The sequence below is a fragment of the Sorangium sp. So ce295 genome (assembly GCF_051527405.1).
Lineage (GTDB): Bacteria > Myxococcota_A > Polyangia > Polyangiales > Polyangiaceae > Sorangium > Sorangium cellulosum_B.
The window spans coordinates 5,976,419-5,990,436 of the sequence record NZ_CP150324.1; the positions used below are offsets into that span (position 1 = coordinate 5,976,419).

Consider the following 14,018-nt stretch of genomic DNA (forward strand, 5'->3'; position numbering starts at 1 on the left):
GATCTGGCTCGCGACGGGAGGTGGCGCCGCCGCTCACTTCACGCAGGTGCGCTTGTCCTGGTAATCACAGCTCGGCACGCCGGCATTCACCGCCGTCTCGGTGAAGCCAGGGTAGCAGATCGGGTCGCACGTCGCGTAAGACCCGCTCGGATACGGCACCGCACCGCACGAGATCCGATCGTAGATCCCGGCGCAGTAGCTCGGCCCGCTCTGCGAGCCGCTCACGTACCAGCCGGGCGGACAGGCGACGGAGGCGCCGCAATGCGCGAAGGACGCCCGCGTGGCCCAGGGGATGAGCTCGCAGCGGTAGGCCTCACCGTTCGCGCAGCCGAGCGCGCTGCCCTGGCTCAGCGACACGGAGTGCGTGGTTTCACCGCTGACGCACGCCGCGCACTGCCACCCGGTCAGCGCTTGCGCCCCCGCCGTGCTCGGCTCGGCCAGCGATGCGTCCTCCCCATCGGCCGTGCCGAGGCAGCCGGCGGCTCCCGTCAGGGCCACGACCAGCCCGAGCCCACACACGCCCATCGTCCACCGCGAAAAGCTCTCCATGCTCGTCCTCCGATGCGATCCCCCGCCATCAACGACGTGATCCATGGAAGGACACCGCAAGAGCGCGAGGGACGCAAGGGACGCAGGGGAGAGCGATATCCACCTGTTGAAGGCGAGCTGGGGAGCTTGCGAGATCTCGCTGCGCGTGCTCCCTCGGCGACATCTTCCCTGACGTAGGGGGGGGAACCCCGGAGGTGACCGAAAAATTTCCTCTGCAGGAAGACTCCCATTCGTCACTCGAGGATGAGGAATCAAAGCGGCACGAAGTGTGCTCCGACGGGGGACGATGCCCCACTCCTCGCCTCTTCGAAATCTCCGGAAAAACTCTGAAATCGCTCTGGTCCTCGGCCTCGGCCGAGGAGATCGCGACCTTGGACGCGTGTCAGAGTGTGCCAAAGGCGGCCTTGGTCAGATGCCGATGGCGCAAATACGCCGCTTCATCGCTCTCGCGTTGCCCCTCGTTCTCCTCGCGTGCGGGACGACGGTCGGACTGGCGGCGAGCGCGGAGAGCGCGTCCGGCGGAGATGCGTCAGCCGGGGGCGCGGGCGCCGGTGGAACGGCGTCGGGTGGAGCGAATGGCGGAGCTGGCGCGGGTGGCGCGGCAAGCGGCGGCGCGACCGGGAGCGGCGGAGCGCAGCCCGACCCCGATGGGGCCGGCGAGGAATTCCTTCTGAGCTTCCCGCGGCGCAACGCCTTTGGCCTCGGTCAACCGCTCGCAGCGACCAAGAACGGCTCGGTCATCACGGTCGGAGCTCGAGCTCCCGCCGAGCTCCTCCCCGAGTCGATCGGCGAACCCTTTCTTGCGGAGTACTCGGCGACCGGAGAAGTCCTCCACGCGCTCGCGCTGCCCGGAGCCGCTGAGCCAGAGTTGATGGCGATCGACGCGGAAGGCTCGATCTTCCTCGTCGGTCAGCTCTACATGAACATGACCTTCGGCGAGCTCACTCTCACGGCCGTCGAGGACGGGTTTTATCTGGTCAAGGTGAACCCCGATTTTTCGATCGCCCTTGCGGCCGGCGTCACTCTCGAAGGCAGCTCTCCTCTGAGCGCGATCGCGGTCGACGCGGACGGCGACCTCGTCGTTGGCCTCGGCGTGTACAACGACGACGCATCCGTACAAAAACCTCAGATCATGAAGTTCTCCGGGTCGACCCTCGAAGCGATCTGGAGCACGACGTTCGAGCACGACATCCGCCAGGGATACACGATTGCCCTCACTTTCAATCGTGACGGCGAGATCCTCGCCGGCGGCGCGTTTACTGGAACACTCACGATCGGAGAGACAGAGCTCAAGAAGGCTGGAGGGCAGGACGATCCAGCTGTTTACAACGGCTGGCTCGCCTGGCTCGACCCGGAGAGCGGCGATCCTCTGCGCGCGCTCCGCTTTGGCGGGGCGAGCTTCGACTATGTGAAGGACCTGAAGTCGACCGCCTCTGGGCGCCTCCTCCTCCTCGCCTCACAAACGTCGACATCGACCTTCCTCGATCATACGGACACCTTCGACGAGGAAAGATCGGAGTCGGTCCTCTATGATTTCGAGGACGGTGAGACAGTGCATTGGGCGAGCCGGCTCGGCGGACCAGACTATTACGGCAACGCGCTGGCCCTCGGCGGCGATGGTCAAAGCTACGTGGCCGGTCGCTTCGGCTGGCTCGGCACGGAAGAAGATGCAAAAGGAGGGCGCCTCACGCGCTTCGCGGCAGACGGAGCGAAGGGCGAGAGCGTCGAGTTCGCGACCGGCAACCCGAACGGCCTGACGCACGTCGCCGTCGATACGAAAGGCGGCGTTTGGGTCAGCGGGGCGTGGGAAACGGCCCTCGATTTTTCGGGAAAGAGCTACGCTCCGCCGACGGATGGCGGACAGTTCGTCCTCCGGAAGAAGGGATTCTAGACGAACGCGCGGCTGGGCGAAAATCACGCTGGAGGACGAGTTGGGTTCAAGCGGCACAGGAGGCGAATCGATGGCGGCCCCGTCGCAATCCCCGGCCGCGACTTTCAAGCACTTTCGTGACGTCACGCCTACCACCGAAGTCCCTGAAACGGGCGGCTCTCCCCGAGCGTCATCCGCCCCCTCCGCCTCCTCTCCTCCGGCCGCGGGAGGGAGCGCGCGAATCGCTTTAAGGGAAGATTAAGAAGTGGCTCCGCGGCCGGAACGTAACCTGTTCGGCGGAGGTCACGCCATGCGCAACATCGCTTCTGCTCTGCTGATCCTTGCCCCTGCCATCACCCTCGCCGGATGCGGTGAGATCCGTGAGATCGAGCCCGCCATGGCTTCGAGCGGCGCCGGCCGCTGTCGAAGCGGATCGAAAACCGGTCACGGTTCGCGGCGTCTTCGTCCGCCGGTGGTGGCCCGAATAGCCTCGCAGATCTCGCATCTGGGCCACTCGACACCGGCGTTTGGGCCACTCGACGCGGACATGTGTCCCGGAGCACAGTCAACCGAAGCGCCCACGCCGTCATCGCCAGTGAGATTTGTCACAAATTTTACTTGCAAGCGGCCTCTACCTTACCATGTGGCCCCATGTCGCACTCGCTCGCCCCCGGGGCTCTCCCCCTCCTCTGCGCCAACGCACTGAGACTGCAGCTCGGCCTCGTCGCAGCGCTTGCTGGCTGTGCGCCCACGGATCGCGATTTTCATGGCACAGGCGCTGGCGGTGCAGCCGTCGGCAGCACAGGAGGAAACGGCGGAGACGGGACCGGGGCTGGTGGCGGAGGCGGCGCTTCCGCGCAGGGCAGCGGTGGCACGGGCGCCCTTGGCGGCGGCGGCATCGGAACAGGTGGCGCTGCGGAAACCGGAGGTGGCGGAGGCGACGCCGAGTGCTCTGCCGACGAGCGAAAGTGCTCGGAGAACACGCCGCAGCGCTGTGTCGATGGGCGGTGGGAGAGTGGCGAAGCGTGCATCGGGCAGACCTGCGTCGGCGGGACGTGCGCCGGTGAGTGCGGCCCGGAGGACGTGCGCTGCTCGTCGAACCGGCCAAAGCGGTGCGATGAGCGCGGGGCGTGGGAGGACGTGGAGCCGTGTCCTGCCGCAGCGCCCGTGTGCAGCCGAGGGGCATGCGTGACACGGCCGAGTTGTGTCGGATTGGCCGAGATGTGCGGGCCTGGTGGGGATGAGAACTGCTGCGCGACCGCGGAGGCTGTGCCCGGCGGCACGTTCAACCGGGGCAACGATCCAGCGTATCCAGCAACGGTGAGTGGGTTCCTGCTGGATCGGTTCGAGGTGACGGTGGGTCGGTTCCGGAAGTTCGTGGAGGCGTATCCCGAAAGCAAGCCCGCGGCGGGAGCAGGGGCGCACCCGCTGCTCGATGGGAGCGGGTGGAATGCGGACTGGGCGAGCCAGCTGCCTGCTGGCGCGCCGGAATTGACGGTAGCCGTGAAGTGCAACGGGACCTACCAGACGTGGACGGATGAAGCGGGTGACCACGAGCATCTGCCGATGAACTGCCTGAACTGGTACGTTGCGTTCGCGTTCTGCGCGTGGGATGGGGGCCGTCTGGCAACGGAGGCGGAGTGGAACTATGCGGCAGCGGGTGGCGGCGAACAGCGCCCGTATCCTTGGTCGGACTCGGCCAGCGACGCCATCCTCGATAGGAGTCATGCGGTGTACGACTGCACCGGGGACGGGTCTGCATCCGGCTCGTGCGCGTTCAGGGACATCCAGCCGGTCGGCTCGCGATCGTCGGCTGGAGACGGGAGGTGGAGGCAAGCGGACCTGGCCGGGAACATGTGGGAGTGGGTTCTGGATTGGTACGCAGGCTACGCCACCTCTTGCGACAACTGCGCCAACACAACCTCCGTCTCGAACCGGGCGCTCAGGGGCGGGAGCTTCGATTACGATGCATCGTATCTTCTCTCGTCCGCTCGCGGCTACGGCAGCCCGTCGCGCCGCTATCACTTCGCCGGGGCCCGGTGCGCGAGGACGCCATAGCAACGCGCCGTCTCGACCCGCTGTGTTCAGTCCTGCTGAAGCGGATCGCGCCGCATCTGGCTGCCGATACTCTCCTGAAGCCATACACTGCGCGTCCGCTCGTCCTCCACGTCCCACCCGTCCGCCTTCATCCGGTCGAGGTGCTCGATGTGCGCCGCCGGGTAATGGTCAATTTTGACCAACCGGCCCACAGCAGCCTTGACGGCTGGCCTGCCACTGCCTCATGGCCATGGTTCCTGCAATGGCCGCTTGAAGAAGCAGTGCCAGCTGCCATCACCGAACTCTTTCACCTGGACCAGTTCCCACCCGGCTAGGCCGGCCGCCTTGAGCACCGCGTCCATAGTCTTATCGACGCCAAGATGCTTTCCCAGGTCTGCCGCTCCGCCATACAGATACTCCCACCTAGTCATCGGTACCCTCATATCCCACCCATAGCACACTTCGACGCGGCGCGCGCGCCGTAGGCGCCGCGTTGTCCGTTGCCGCTCGCGACCGACTGCGAGAAAACGCCGTCAAACAGGCTGTAAACGCGCATGCGGGCTAGGACAACCCGTGTCCTAGCGGCGCAGAAACGCCGGGAAACAAGGCGTTTCGTTGCTATCTTTCCAGGGTACTTAGCAAAGCGCCCCGCCCTCAGTTCGCACCTGAGAGCGGGGCTGCGAAACACCCTGTGGTGGCCCACAGAGCGCGCGTCGCAGCCGCATCATGGGCCGGCCCGGGGAGAGAGGCAATGCCAGTTTGCAGCCTCATGGGGCCAGCTTCCGAGGTTTTTTGCAGGGTCATGGGGCCACCCCAAACGCAGGAGGATGGGGCCACCCGCGCGGGGGCGTGACCCGGTTTTTTGCAGGGTCATGGGGCCAGCTTCCGAGGTTTTTTGCAGCCTCATGGGGCCAGCTCGGGACGCCGCGGTCGGGATCTGAGACGGGCTCCTTCCGAGGACGGCGCGGGTCGCCGTCGGAAGGAGACCGATGCCCTACCGAGAGCTGATCATGGTTGACATCAAGGAAATGCTCCGCCGTCGTGCGGCGGGGCAGAGCGCGCGTCACGTGGCGCGCGAGACCGGCGTCGATCGCAAGACGGTCGGCAGGTACTTCGAGGCCGCAGCGATGTTGCCACTGTCGCGCGATCGCGAGCCGACGGACGAGGAGATCCACGCGATCGCCCAGCGTGTGCAGGCGCGCCCGGTGCCCGACGCAAGCGAGGAGTGGAAAGAGATCGGCGCGTATCGCGCACGCATCGAGGCCTGGCTCGCCCAACCTCGGCCGTTGAAGCTGACGAAGATCCACCTGCTGCTCAAGCGCGACCACGGCGTCAGCGCGAGCTACGACACACTCCGGCGCTTTGCCATGGAGGAGCTCGCGTGGCGCAAGAAGACGCCGACGGTTCGCGTCGCGGACACCGAGCCTGGCGAGGTCGCGCAGATCGACTTCGGCCTGATGGGTAGGCTGTTCGACCCAGCGACGCAGCGAGCTCGCAATCTGTGGGCGCTCGTGGTGACGCTCGCATACAGCCGCTACCAGTTCGTGTGGCCGTCGTTCGAGCAGACCACTGCGGCGGTATGCGCGGGCCTGGATGCGGCGTGGTGGTTCTTCGGCGCGATGACGCGCGTGATCCTCCCGGACAACATGAAGGCCATCGTGCTGCGCGCCGACGAGCTCGCCCCCGTGCTCGTGCCGGCGTTCCTCGACTACACGCAGACACGCGGGCTGTTCGTGGATCCTGCGCGCGTCAGGTCGCCCAAAGACAAGGCGCGTGTCGAGAACCAGGTCGCGTACGTGCGCGAGAGCTGGTTCGACGGCGAGTCGTTCTCGAGCCTCGACGAGGCGCGCGCGTCCGCTGAGCGGTGGTGCCGTGACGTCGCTGGAGCGCGAGTCCACGGCACGACACGCGAGGTGCCGCGCGAGGTGTTCGAATCACGCGAGAAGGGCACCATGAAGCCGGCGCCGGCAGCGCCGTTCGACGTGCCGCACTGGACTGACGCGAAGGTGCACCCCGACCATCACGTGCAGGTCCTGCGGTCGCTCTACAGCGTGCCCACGCGCTACGTTGGAAGCACGGTGCGCGTCCGCGCCGACCGCGCGTCGGTCAGGATCTACGCGGGCACGGAGCTCGTGAAGGTGCACGTGCGCGTCGCGCCGGGCAAGCGCTCCACCGATGCGAGCGACTACCCCGTGGGCAAGGACGTCGCCGCGGTGCGCGACGTGGCTTCGCTCATCACGAGCGCGAAGAAGTGCGGCGTGCACGTCGGCATCTACGCCGAGCGGCTGCTTGATGTGCCGCTCCCCTGGACGCGCATGCGGCTGGTCTATGCGCTGCTGCGGCTGTGCAACAAGTTCGGCAGCGGGCGCGTCGAGGCGATCTGCCAGAGCGCGCTCGCGTTCGATGTCGTCGACGTACAGCGCGTGACGCGCATGCTCGAGACGGCGAAGACGCCCGCGTCGCCGCTCGCGGATGAGCGCAAGGTCGTTGCGCTCCCCACGCCGCGGTTCGCGCGCAGCACGGAGCACTTCGCGACACGCACGCTGGCGGCTGCCGCGACGAAGGAGGAGGCGTGATGAGCTTCAGCGAAGTCGACCCCGCGCTCGTCACGGCGCTCAAGCGCCTGCGCCTCGGCCGCATCGCTGCGACGCTGCGTGAGCGGCTGCTGCTGGCCGAGAAGCAGTCGATGGGGCACGAGGAGATGTTGCTCATGCTGCTCACCGACGAGATCGGGCGCCGCGAGGCGAGCGCGACGGAGAGCCGCGTACGCGACGCCGGGCTCGATCCCGGCATGCGCCTGGAGCTCTGGGACAAGGCCGCGAAGGTCAGCTTCGACAAGCGTCTGCTCGGTGGGTTCACGAGCCTGCGCTTCCTCGAAGAGCACAAGCACATCGTCATCCTCGGCTCGGTCGGCGTGGGCAAGACCTTCCTCGCGAACGCACTCGGACACCTCGCGTGCCAGCACCCTCTGTGCCAACGTCGGGTGAGACAGGCTGCCCCTGGAAATCTGTGGTGAGAGGGCGGAGAATGGACCTGACCCGTGCCGAAGCCTTCCCATCTCCGATCCGTCGATCCTACCCCCGCCCCAGCGGCGCAGGGCGCTGCTCCCCGCCCGAGTGGCGTCGCCGTCGAGGCCATGCCGAAGCCGGGCAAGAGGCGGAAGTTCTCGGCGGCGGAGAAGCTGCGCATCGTTCGCGAGGCAGCCGCGTGCACCCAGCGCGGGGACATCGAGGCACTGTTGCGTCGCGAGGGCATCTACAGCTCCCTCCTGACGGCGTGGCGCAAGCAGCTCGCACTCCATGGCAGCGAGGCTCTCGCGGGGCGAAAGCCCGGCCGCAAGCCGAAGCAGGACGCGAAGGATCGGCGCATCGCCGAGCTCGAGAAGCGCTCAGCGCGCCTCGAGGAGAAGCTCGCACTCGCTGAGAAGCTCATTGATCTCCAAAAAAAAGTTTCTGCCATTCTGGGCATCAACCTCACGAACGACGAAGAGCGCTGATGGACGTCATCGAGGAGCTCGATGACCCGCACGTCCCCATCGCCCAGGCGTGTGCGGCACTCGGCGTCAGCCGCGCCACGCTCTACCGGCAGACCCTGCCCGCGAAGCCGCCCGCGCTGACCAGGCCCGCTCCGAGCCCACGCGGGCTCAGCGACACCGAGCGGCAAGCCGTGCTCGACGTGCTGCACAGCGACGAGTTCGTCGACCAGCCACCACCGGAGGTCTACGCGACGCTGCTGTCGCGCGGCGTCTACCTCGCCTCCATCCGCACGATGTACCGCCTGCTCGCGGCGTCCGGCGAGAGCGGCGAGCGCCGCGCGCAGCGTGGGCCGATGAAGCATGCCAAGCCGACGCTCACCGCCACGGCCCCCAACCAGATCTGGACGTGGGATATAACGAAGCTGCGCGGGCCGCTGCCCGGGGTCTTCTACTGCCTGTACGTCGTCCTCGACCTGTTCAGTCGCATGACCGTCGGCTGGCTGCTCGCCGAGCGGGAGAGCGCAGAGCTCGCCGAGCACCTGTTCGCAGAGACCGTCACCCGCCACGGCGTCGAGCCCGGCTCGCTCACGGTGCACGCCGACCGCGGCTCCGCGATGAGGTCGGAGGGGCTTGCTCAGCTCCTCGGCTCGCTCGGCGTTGTTCGTAGCTTCAGCCGGCCTCACGTCAGCGATGACAACGCCTTCTCCGAGTCGCAGTTCAAGACGCTCAAATACCAGCCCGACTATCCGGAACGCTTTGCCTCGTTGGCTCATGCACGAGCGTGGTGCCAGGAGTTCTTCAGCTGGTATAACGACATTCATCAGCATTCTGGCCTTGCGCTCTTCACACCTGCTGATGTATTCTATGGCCGCGTCGAAGATATCGCGGCTCGGCGCCAGGTCGCCCTCGACACGGCCTACGCCGCGCATCCCGAACGCTTCCCGAACGGTCCGCCCGTCGTACGCAGGCCGCCCGCTTCGGTAGCCATCAATCCGCTGTCCGTCGACGCCGCCGCATGCGAGGACGCGGCGCCGCCGCACACGGGCACGACCAGCGCGGCGTCCGAGCCCGTCGCTGCACCCACCGCCGTGCCGCGGCCGCCCCGATCTCGACCGGTTGGGGCCCAGAGCCGGAACGCGCCCCTCAGCGCGATCCCCTCATAGGATTCTCGTCCGGACTGTCTCAAACCCGTTGGCATTCTCCGGCACGGCTACAGCGTGCGCTTCCTGCGCGCCGACGCGATGCTGCGCAGACTGCGCCAGAGCAGGCTCGACAACTCACGCGACGCCGAGATGGTCGCGCTCACGACTGTCGACCTGCTCATCCTCGACGACTTCGCGCTCGAGGTGATGAGCAAGGAAGAGAGCCGCGACGTCTACCAGCTCTTCCTCGAACGCACGGGCCACGCGTCGATGATCGTCACGAGCAATCGCGACACGGCCGAGTGGCTCGCGATGTTCGACGACGTGCTGCTCGCGCAGAGCGCCGTCGATCGGTTCAAGAACGCGGCGTTCGACTTCATCATCGAGGGCGAGTCGTACAGGCCACGGCTCAAGCCGAAGCTCGACGAGAGCAACACGGCCGCGCCGGTGCCCGCGCGCAGCAAGCCGCCCACCCATCCACGCAACAAGCGGCGATGACCGCTGCGGCCCCGGTGAGGACGTCGATCCCGGGGCCGCGCCGCTGCCCCCCCTCGCTCCACTCGGCGCGCCTCGCCCACCGTCGTCAACGTGGCCGCGAGGGGCGCCGGGGGCGGGGTAAACGTTCCTGCTCCTGAGCGTCGCGGCCCCTACGCCGGACCTGCCAGAGGGCCCGGGTGGCCCCATCACCCTGCAAAAAAGAGGGACGTCGCCGGTCGCTTCGCGCCCGGCTCCGGGGACCTCGACACGCTTCGCGGTCTCGGGCATGGTCGAGGCCGATCACGTCGTCTCCCCCTGGCCCCATGACCCTGCAAAGGGGTGGCCCCATGACCCTGCGACGTGGCAGGCAAGGCCCGTCATGCCCGCTCCGCTTCCGCTGGAGACGCGCGTCCGCATCGCGTCCGCTCTCGTAGAGGGCAACTCCCTGCGCGCCACCGCCCGCATGGTCGAGGTGGCGCGGGGGACCGTGCTGGACTTCGCCCTCCGCCTCGGAGAGGGCTGCATTCGGCTTCACAGCAGGAAGGTGCGCGGCTTGGCGGCGCACGTGATCCAGATGGACGAGATGTGGAGCTTCGTCCAGAAGAAGCAGGCCCGCGTGACCGAGAAGGACGCCGCCGAGCACGGCGACGCCTACCTCTACGTCGCGCTGGACGCCAATACCAAACTCGCGATCTCATTCCACGTAGGAAAGCGCGACGGCGAGAATACAGAGACGCTCGTCAAGGACCTACGCGGGCGTCTCACGGTCGTTCCGCACATCACGAGCGACGGCTGGCAGCCCTACATCGAGGCGATGATCGCGAGCTTCCGCGGATCCGCCGACTACGCCCAATGCGTCAAAAAACTACCGCGGCGGACCGCAGCGATCACCCGATCACCGCTACGAGCCTAGTCGAGAAGTCTTCGTCACCAAGACACCAGTCTTCGGTGTACCCAATGAAGAGCTCATGTCGACGTCGTACGTGGAACGCTTTAATCTCCAGACGCGCCACACGGTCGGACGGACACGGCGCTTGTGCCTGGCGTTCTCGAAGACCTTGCGCGGGCATCGCGCCGCGATCGGCTTGGGGATCGCCGCGTACAACTGGACCCGCGTGCACGGCACGCTCGGTACCACGCCGGCCGTTGCGGCGGGCCTCACAGAGCGCCCGTGGACCCTCGCCGAGCTCGTCGCCGCGGCCCTTGCCGAGGAGGAGACCGCGCCACCCGTCGCGCTGCCGCTCAAGCTACAGCCGCGCCCCGGCGAAGCGCCTACGCCCGCTCGCGAGCTCCCCGGCGGCCGTGGATGGCTCCGCCTCGTCTCGGGCGGGTCGGCTCCCTCCTCCCCGCAGCCACCGCCCGAAGGGCCCGAGCCCGAGCCGCCGCCAGCACCTGGGCCGCGCAGGATGGTGCAGCTGAGCCTGTTCGAACGTTTGCCTGGTCCTGGTAACGAGCAAAGGCCGCCAGGCTCGTCTGGAGGATGAGCCGCCATTGCGCGGACATAACTGATGCAACTTAGGTAGACTGGCGTTCCAACTCCTTCTTCACTCTCTCTAAAAATTGCTGAGCAAAGCCGGTTTCTGGAATCTCCTTCTTGGATTCTTCTCGTTTCCGACCGACGTGTGGGAAGTATGCCCGCTCAAATTCCTCCATGGAGTGGAACACCCGCTCACGCTTGCTCGCCGTTGGCTTCTTTTTCATAGGAGGAACCTTTGTAATAGTTAGAGAAGAAGTGGTGGTTTAGCTGTGGCTGAAAGTAGTGTTTTCTCTTGATCCAGATTAATCCGTCCCCCTTGGAGATGACTGCAACGTCGATCGGGCCGCCAACCGTCTCTGCCTCCATCGAAATTTTACGACGAAAAGACGTGAGCGCAACCAGCGTTTCCGCCATCGAAGCAAGCTCATCCTTGGGAAGCATCTTAACCACCTGGATTATCGGCTCCCAGAATCGCTCCTGACGGAACTTTCGGAATTTCTCCAATGCGCCACGGTACGTTTGAGTCGCGATTGTCCCTAGCTTCGATTCGATATTAGCTCTGACATCGGCAGCGAGCCCTGGGACCTGGTCTAAGACGGTTATCGGATATTCTTTCAGCAGCCTTAATATGTCACGCTCAATGGCAGCCTGGTAGTCACGATCCACGCCCTCCATGAAGCTATATACCATCTCTCGCTGAGCGAAGGGCGACAATACCGCGGGACAGTCGACGCCTGCGCTAATGCTCTTTGTCTTACTGCGCCGAAGAATGCTACCAGCGACACCATCAACCATTGCAGTAGAAAGCGACGGGAATCGCTCACTGCCGCCGAATCCTGCTATCACGACGCCAGACGCGTGCGGAGCGAGCTCCTCGGACCACCGCACAAGATGATGCGCCGCCAGCGATGACATGCGTCGCTTGAGCGCAGGAGTCAACTTCAGCAATCGAAAACAATGCTGCGTCGCCTCAACCACTTCGGCAAGATAGAGGCGCCTTAGCCTGGCAACATCTGCCTTCGTGTAGCCATCTATCATTTCATCGCTGTCGATGCCGACTTTTACGCTATCGAGAGCTTCACCGAACACAGTTAAGACACGCGACTCCTCGAGCTCGCCCTCAAGCGAAAATATTTCCTTGATCCGCTCGCGATAGAACTCGCGCACCTCGTGAAAGAAGTGGGACAGGTCATCTCGCACGTAGTCCCGCTGCATCCTGTCTGCCGACAACTGCGCATCAGTTGAGAGGAACCGGAAGAATTCCGTTGCATAATCTCGGACCGTATCGAATCGTCGATGACCCAGATCGTCACGGAATACCTTTATGATAGTTTCCCATGGTGTGCCCATGAATTCAGCGAGGCCGAACACCATGATGCCGACTGGCTCGTACTTTGAGAGTGCGAACACTTTGTTCGCAGATGTGAAGATCTTGTGTCCCCCAGTGCTGCGAACGGTTACGGCGCTGTCGGCAGCTAACGCGACAGCTTCCTTGTTCATGATGGCGACTTCAGCTGTCATGGCTAGTTCGCGGCGACGGCCGCGCCTATGGCGAGGATCTGAACCGATATTCCTTGATGTGATGTATTGTCATACACAGCCATCGGATGTCAACGCGCGCGAGGTCGTTCGAGCTGCATGTTCCGTCTTCGCGGAAATCCAGAAACGGATTGAGCGGGGACAGTGCGGAAGGAGCTTTTGTGAACGATAGTTCACAGTGGTATGTAGGTGTTTGGATTACACTCGAGCCGGACGACAGACTGATCTGGCGGCGAGCGGTGCTCGCCAGGGGTTCCCTGTTCTACGAAGCGGTAATCCAACCGGCGCTTAATAGGAAGCCGCAAGCGCGTCGTTAGAGTGCCGGGCTGCGATGGCGCGGACGGCGGGCGGCGCGCAGATCGACCGGCCGACGCGCCATCGCTGGATCTCGCGCAGTGCCGCGCCGGGCGGGCGGGCGCCTGCTCGCTCAACGCCGCCGTCGGAGCTTCCGGGCGAGGCGGGCCCGCGCGAGCCGAAGGCGACTGCCCGCGGTGCCGAGCGGGATGCCCAGGATGCTGGCGATCTCGGTCTGCCCGTGCCCGAGCGCTGCCAGGACGAGCACTTCGCGGGCCCAGACCGGCATCGCGGCGATCGCCATGAGCGCCTTGGCGGCGTCGATGCGCTCTCCGACGTGCCATGGGTCGACGCGCTCCTCCCCCGTGGCGGTCCAGGGGTCAGCGACGGACACCTCTCGGCGTCGGAAGGCGCGCGCGTGGTAGTGCGTGCAGTGGAACCGGCACACGCCGAAGAGCCAGCGCTTCAGCGCGTCCAGAGGTTCGCGCGCAGGGTCGGGTCTGTAGCGCCCGGCCTGCGCGCTGATCCATGCCCCGAGCACGACGTCCTGGCACACGTCGTCGAGATCGACGGTGCGTACACCGAGGCCACGCAGGGCGCTGCGAATGTGCGGCTCCTGCGCGGCGATCTCGGCGATGCTCAGGACGCGAGCGGGGCCGTCGTACGGGCCCCACGGGTTCATGGGGCACCTCGGCCGCACGTGGGGCAGCGGTCGGCCGCCACGGGCCGACCGAGCAAGCGTTCGACGGTGGTTCCGGCGGCACGCGCAGCCTTCAGCGCGAGCCCGTGCGTCGATCGGGTCGCGCCGTACACGAAGTTGGTCAGGGTCGTTTTCGGGACGCCCATCGCGGCGGCGAGGCAGGGCCAGCTGCCGAACAGCCCGCGCATGTGGCGCAGTGCGGCGCGGAGACGCATCGCCTCCGCATCGGTCAAGGACGTGGATCGGGGACCGCGGCGAGCGGATGGAGCTCCGCCCTTGCCGCCGTCTGGCGGTACGATGTAAAGCTTCACTGTCGGTACCTCGCGCTGTGAGGTGTCGGCCACGCGGGGCGGACGCCGGCAAGCGTCGCGCCCCGCACTACTTCCCTCGGAAGCCTACGGACCGATCACGAGGTCACAACAGATATCGATATCTGGGCCACTACATTGTTGGGTCTG

General features: G+C 65.9%; 12 protein-coding genes and 2 pseudogenes. 7 read left to right on the forward strand and 7 right to left on the reverse strand.

The genetic code is table 11. From position 1 onward, the window contains the following. Positions 1-33: 33 nt before the first annotated feature. A complete protein-coding gene (locus WMF11_RS22545) occupies positions 34-549 on the reverse strand; it encodes a hypothetical protein (protein ID WP_437978865.1) in 516 nt (171 codons plus the stop codon). A 286-nt stretch (positions 550-835) separates the two neighbouring features. Between WMF11_RS22545 and WMF11_RS22550 the strand changes: the two genes are divergently transcribed. Beyond that, positions 836-2,440, forward strand: a complete 1,605-nt coding sequence (locus tag WMF11_RS22550; RefSeq protein ID WP_437978866.1) for a hypothetical protein — start codon at positions 836-838, stop codon at positions 2,438-2,440. Between the two features lie 1,299 nt (positions 2,441-3,739). Continuing rightward, entirely contained in the window at positions 3,740-4,477 is a 738-nt protein-coding gene (locus WMF11_RS22555) for a formylglycine-generating enzyme family protein (protein WP_437978867.1), read from the forward strand. Positions 4,478-4,503: 26 nt separating this feature from the next. Here the strand turns inward: WMF11_RS22555 and WMF11_RS22560 are convergent, their stop codons facing one another. Together WMF11_RS22560 and WMF11_RS22565 are read right to left on the reverse strand one after the other, a co-directional pair. After that, positions 4,504-4,659: a hypothetical protein gene (locus tag WMF11_RS22560; RefSeq protein WP_437978868.1), complete on the reverse strand. Its 156-nt coding sequence runs from the start codon at positions 4,657-4,659 to the stop codon at positions 4,504-4,506. A gap of 39 nt (positions 4,660-4,698) precedes the next feature. Continuing rightward, positions 4,699-4,887, reverse strand: coding sequence for a hypothetical protein (locus WMF11_RS22565; RefSeq protein WP_437978869.1), 189 nt, complete (start codon positions 4,885-4,887; stop codon positions 4,699-4,701). Between the two features lie 558 nt (positions 4,888-5,445). On the opposite strand from WMF11_RS22565, the gene istA reads away from it, so the two are divergent. From istA to WMF11_RS22590, 5 genes and pseudogenes are all read left to right on the forward strand, one after another. Then, positions 5,446-7,032, forward strand: coding sequence for an IS21 family transposase (gene istA, locus WMF11_RS22570; RefSeq protein ID WP_437902024.1), 1,587 nt, complete (start codon positions 5,446-5,448; stop codon positions 7,030-7,032). Further along, positions 7,032-7,472, forward strand: coding sequence for an ATP-binding protein (locus WMF11_RS22575; protein WP_437978870.1), 441 nt, complete (start codon positions 7,032-7,034; stop codon positions 7,470-7,472). The genes istA and WMF11_RS22575 overlap by 1 nt, the downstream gene beginning before the upstream one ends. Positions 7,473-7,586: 114 nt before the next feature. After that, positions 7,587-8,926 (forward strand): annotated as a pseudogene (locus WMF11_RS22580) (IS3 family transposase); the annotation flags it as partial. A 201-nt stretch (positions 8,927-9,127) separates the two neighbouring features. Continuing rightward, positions 9,128-9,571: an ATP-binding protein gene (locus tag WMF11_RS22585; protein ID WP_437979330.1), complete on the forward strand. Its 444-nt coding sequence runs from the start codon at positions 9,128-9,130 to the stop codon at positions 9,569-9,571. A gap of 358 nt (positions 9,572-9,929) precedes the next feature. Then, positions 9,930-11,034: pseudogene (locus WMF11_RS22590) on the forward strand (IS1 family transposase). Between the two features lie 31 nt (positions 11,035-11,065). Here WMF11_RS22590 and WMF11_RS22595 read toward each other — a convergent pair. The 4 genes from WMF11_RS22595 to WMF11_RS22610 all read right to left on the reverse strand — a co-directional run bounded on the left by WMF11_RS22595 (position 11,066) and on the right by WMF11_RS22610 (position 13,793). Further along, complete coding sequence (locus WMF11_RS22595; RefSeq protein ID WP_437978871.1) at positions 11,066-11,251, reverse strand: hypothetical protein; 186 nt, start codon at positions 11,249-11,251, stop codon at positions 11,066-11,068. Beyond that, the gene (locus WMF11_RS22600) at positions 11,220-12,527 is read right to left on the reverse strand and encodes a hypothetical protein (protein ID WP_437978872.1); all 1,308 of its coding nucleotides are present in this window, start codon (positions 12,525-12,527) and stop codon (positions 11,220-11,222) included. The genes WMF11_RS22595 and WMF11_RS22600 overlap by 32 nt, the downstream gene beginning before the upstream one ends. A 466-nt stretch (positions 12,528-12,993) precedes the next feature. Beyond that, the gene (locus WMF11_RS22605) at positions 12,994-13,542 is read right to left on the reverse strand and encodes a sigma-70 family RNA polymerase sigma factor (protein WP_437978873.1); all 549 of its coding nucleotides are present in this window, start codon (positions 13,540-13,542) and stop codon (positions 12,994-12,996) included. Continuing rightward, positions 13,539-13,793 (reverse strand): transcriptional regulator, encoded by a 255-nt coding sequence (locus WMF11_RS22610; RefSeq protein ID WP_437978874.1) that lies wholly within the window; start codon positions 13,791-13,793, stop codon positions 13,539-13,541. Before WMF11_RS22610 ends, WMF11_RS22605 begins: the two co-directional genes overlap by 4 nt. Between the last annotated feature and the right edge of the window lie 225 nt (positions 13,794-14,018).

What these genes read in the sequence shown, in the direction of transcription:
- WMF11_RS22575 (WP_437978870.1), top strand. Translation starts at nt 7,032, where the DNA reads ATGAGCTTCAGCGAAGTCGACCCCGCGCTCGTCACGGCGCTCAAGCGC.
- WMF11_RS22550 (WP_437978866.1), top strand. Translation starts at nt 836, where the DNA reads ATGCCCCACTCCTCGCCTCTTCGAAATCTCCGGAAAAACTCTGAAATC.
- WMF11_RS22595 (WP_437978871.1), bottom strand. Translation starts at nt 11,251, where the DNA reads ATGAAAAAGAAGCCAACGGCGAGCAAGCGTGAGCGGGTGTTCCACTCC.
- WMF11_RS22545 (WP_437978865.1), bottom strand. Translation starts at nt 549, where the DNA reads ATGGAGAGCTTTTCGCGGTGGACGATGGGCGTGTGTGGGCTCGGGCTG.
- WMF11_RS22600 (WP_437978872.1), bottom strand. Translation starts at nt 12,527, where the DNA reads ATGAACAAGGAAGCTGTCGCGTTAGCTGCCGACAGCGCCGTAACCGTT.
- WMF11_RS22565 (WP_437978869.1), bottom strand. Translation starts at nt 4,887, where the DNA reads ATGACTAGGTGGGAGTATCTGTATGGCGGAGCGGCAGACCTGGGAAAG.
- istA (WP_437902024.1), top strand. Translation starts at nt 5,446, where the DNA reads ATGCCCTACCGAGAGCTGATCATGGTTGACATCAAGGAAATGCTCCGC.
- WMF11_RS22605 (WP_437978873.1), bottom strand. Translation starts at nt 13,542, where the DNA reads ATGAACCCGTGGGGCCCGTACGACGGCCCCGCTCGCGTCCTGAGCATC.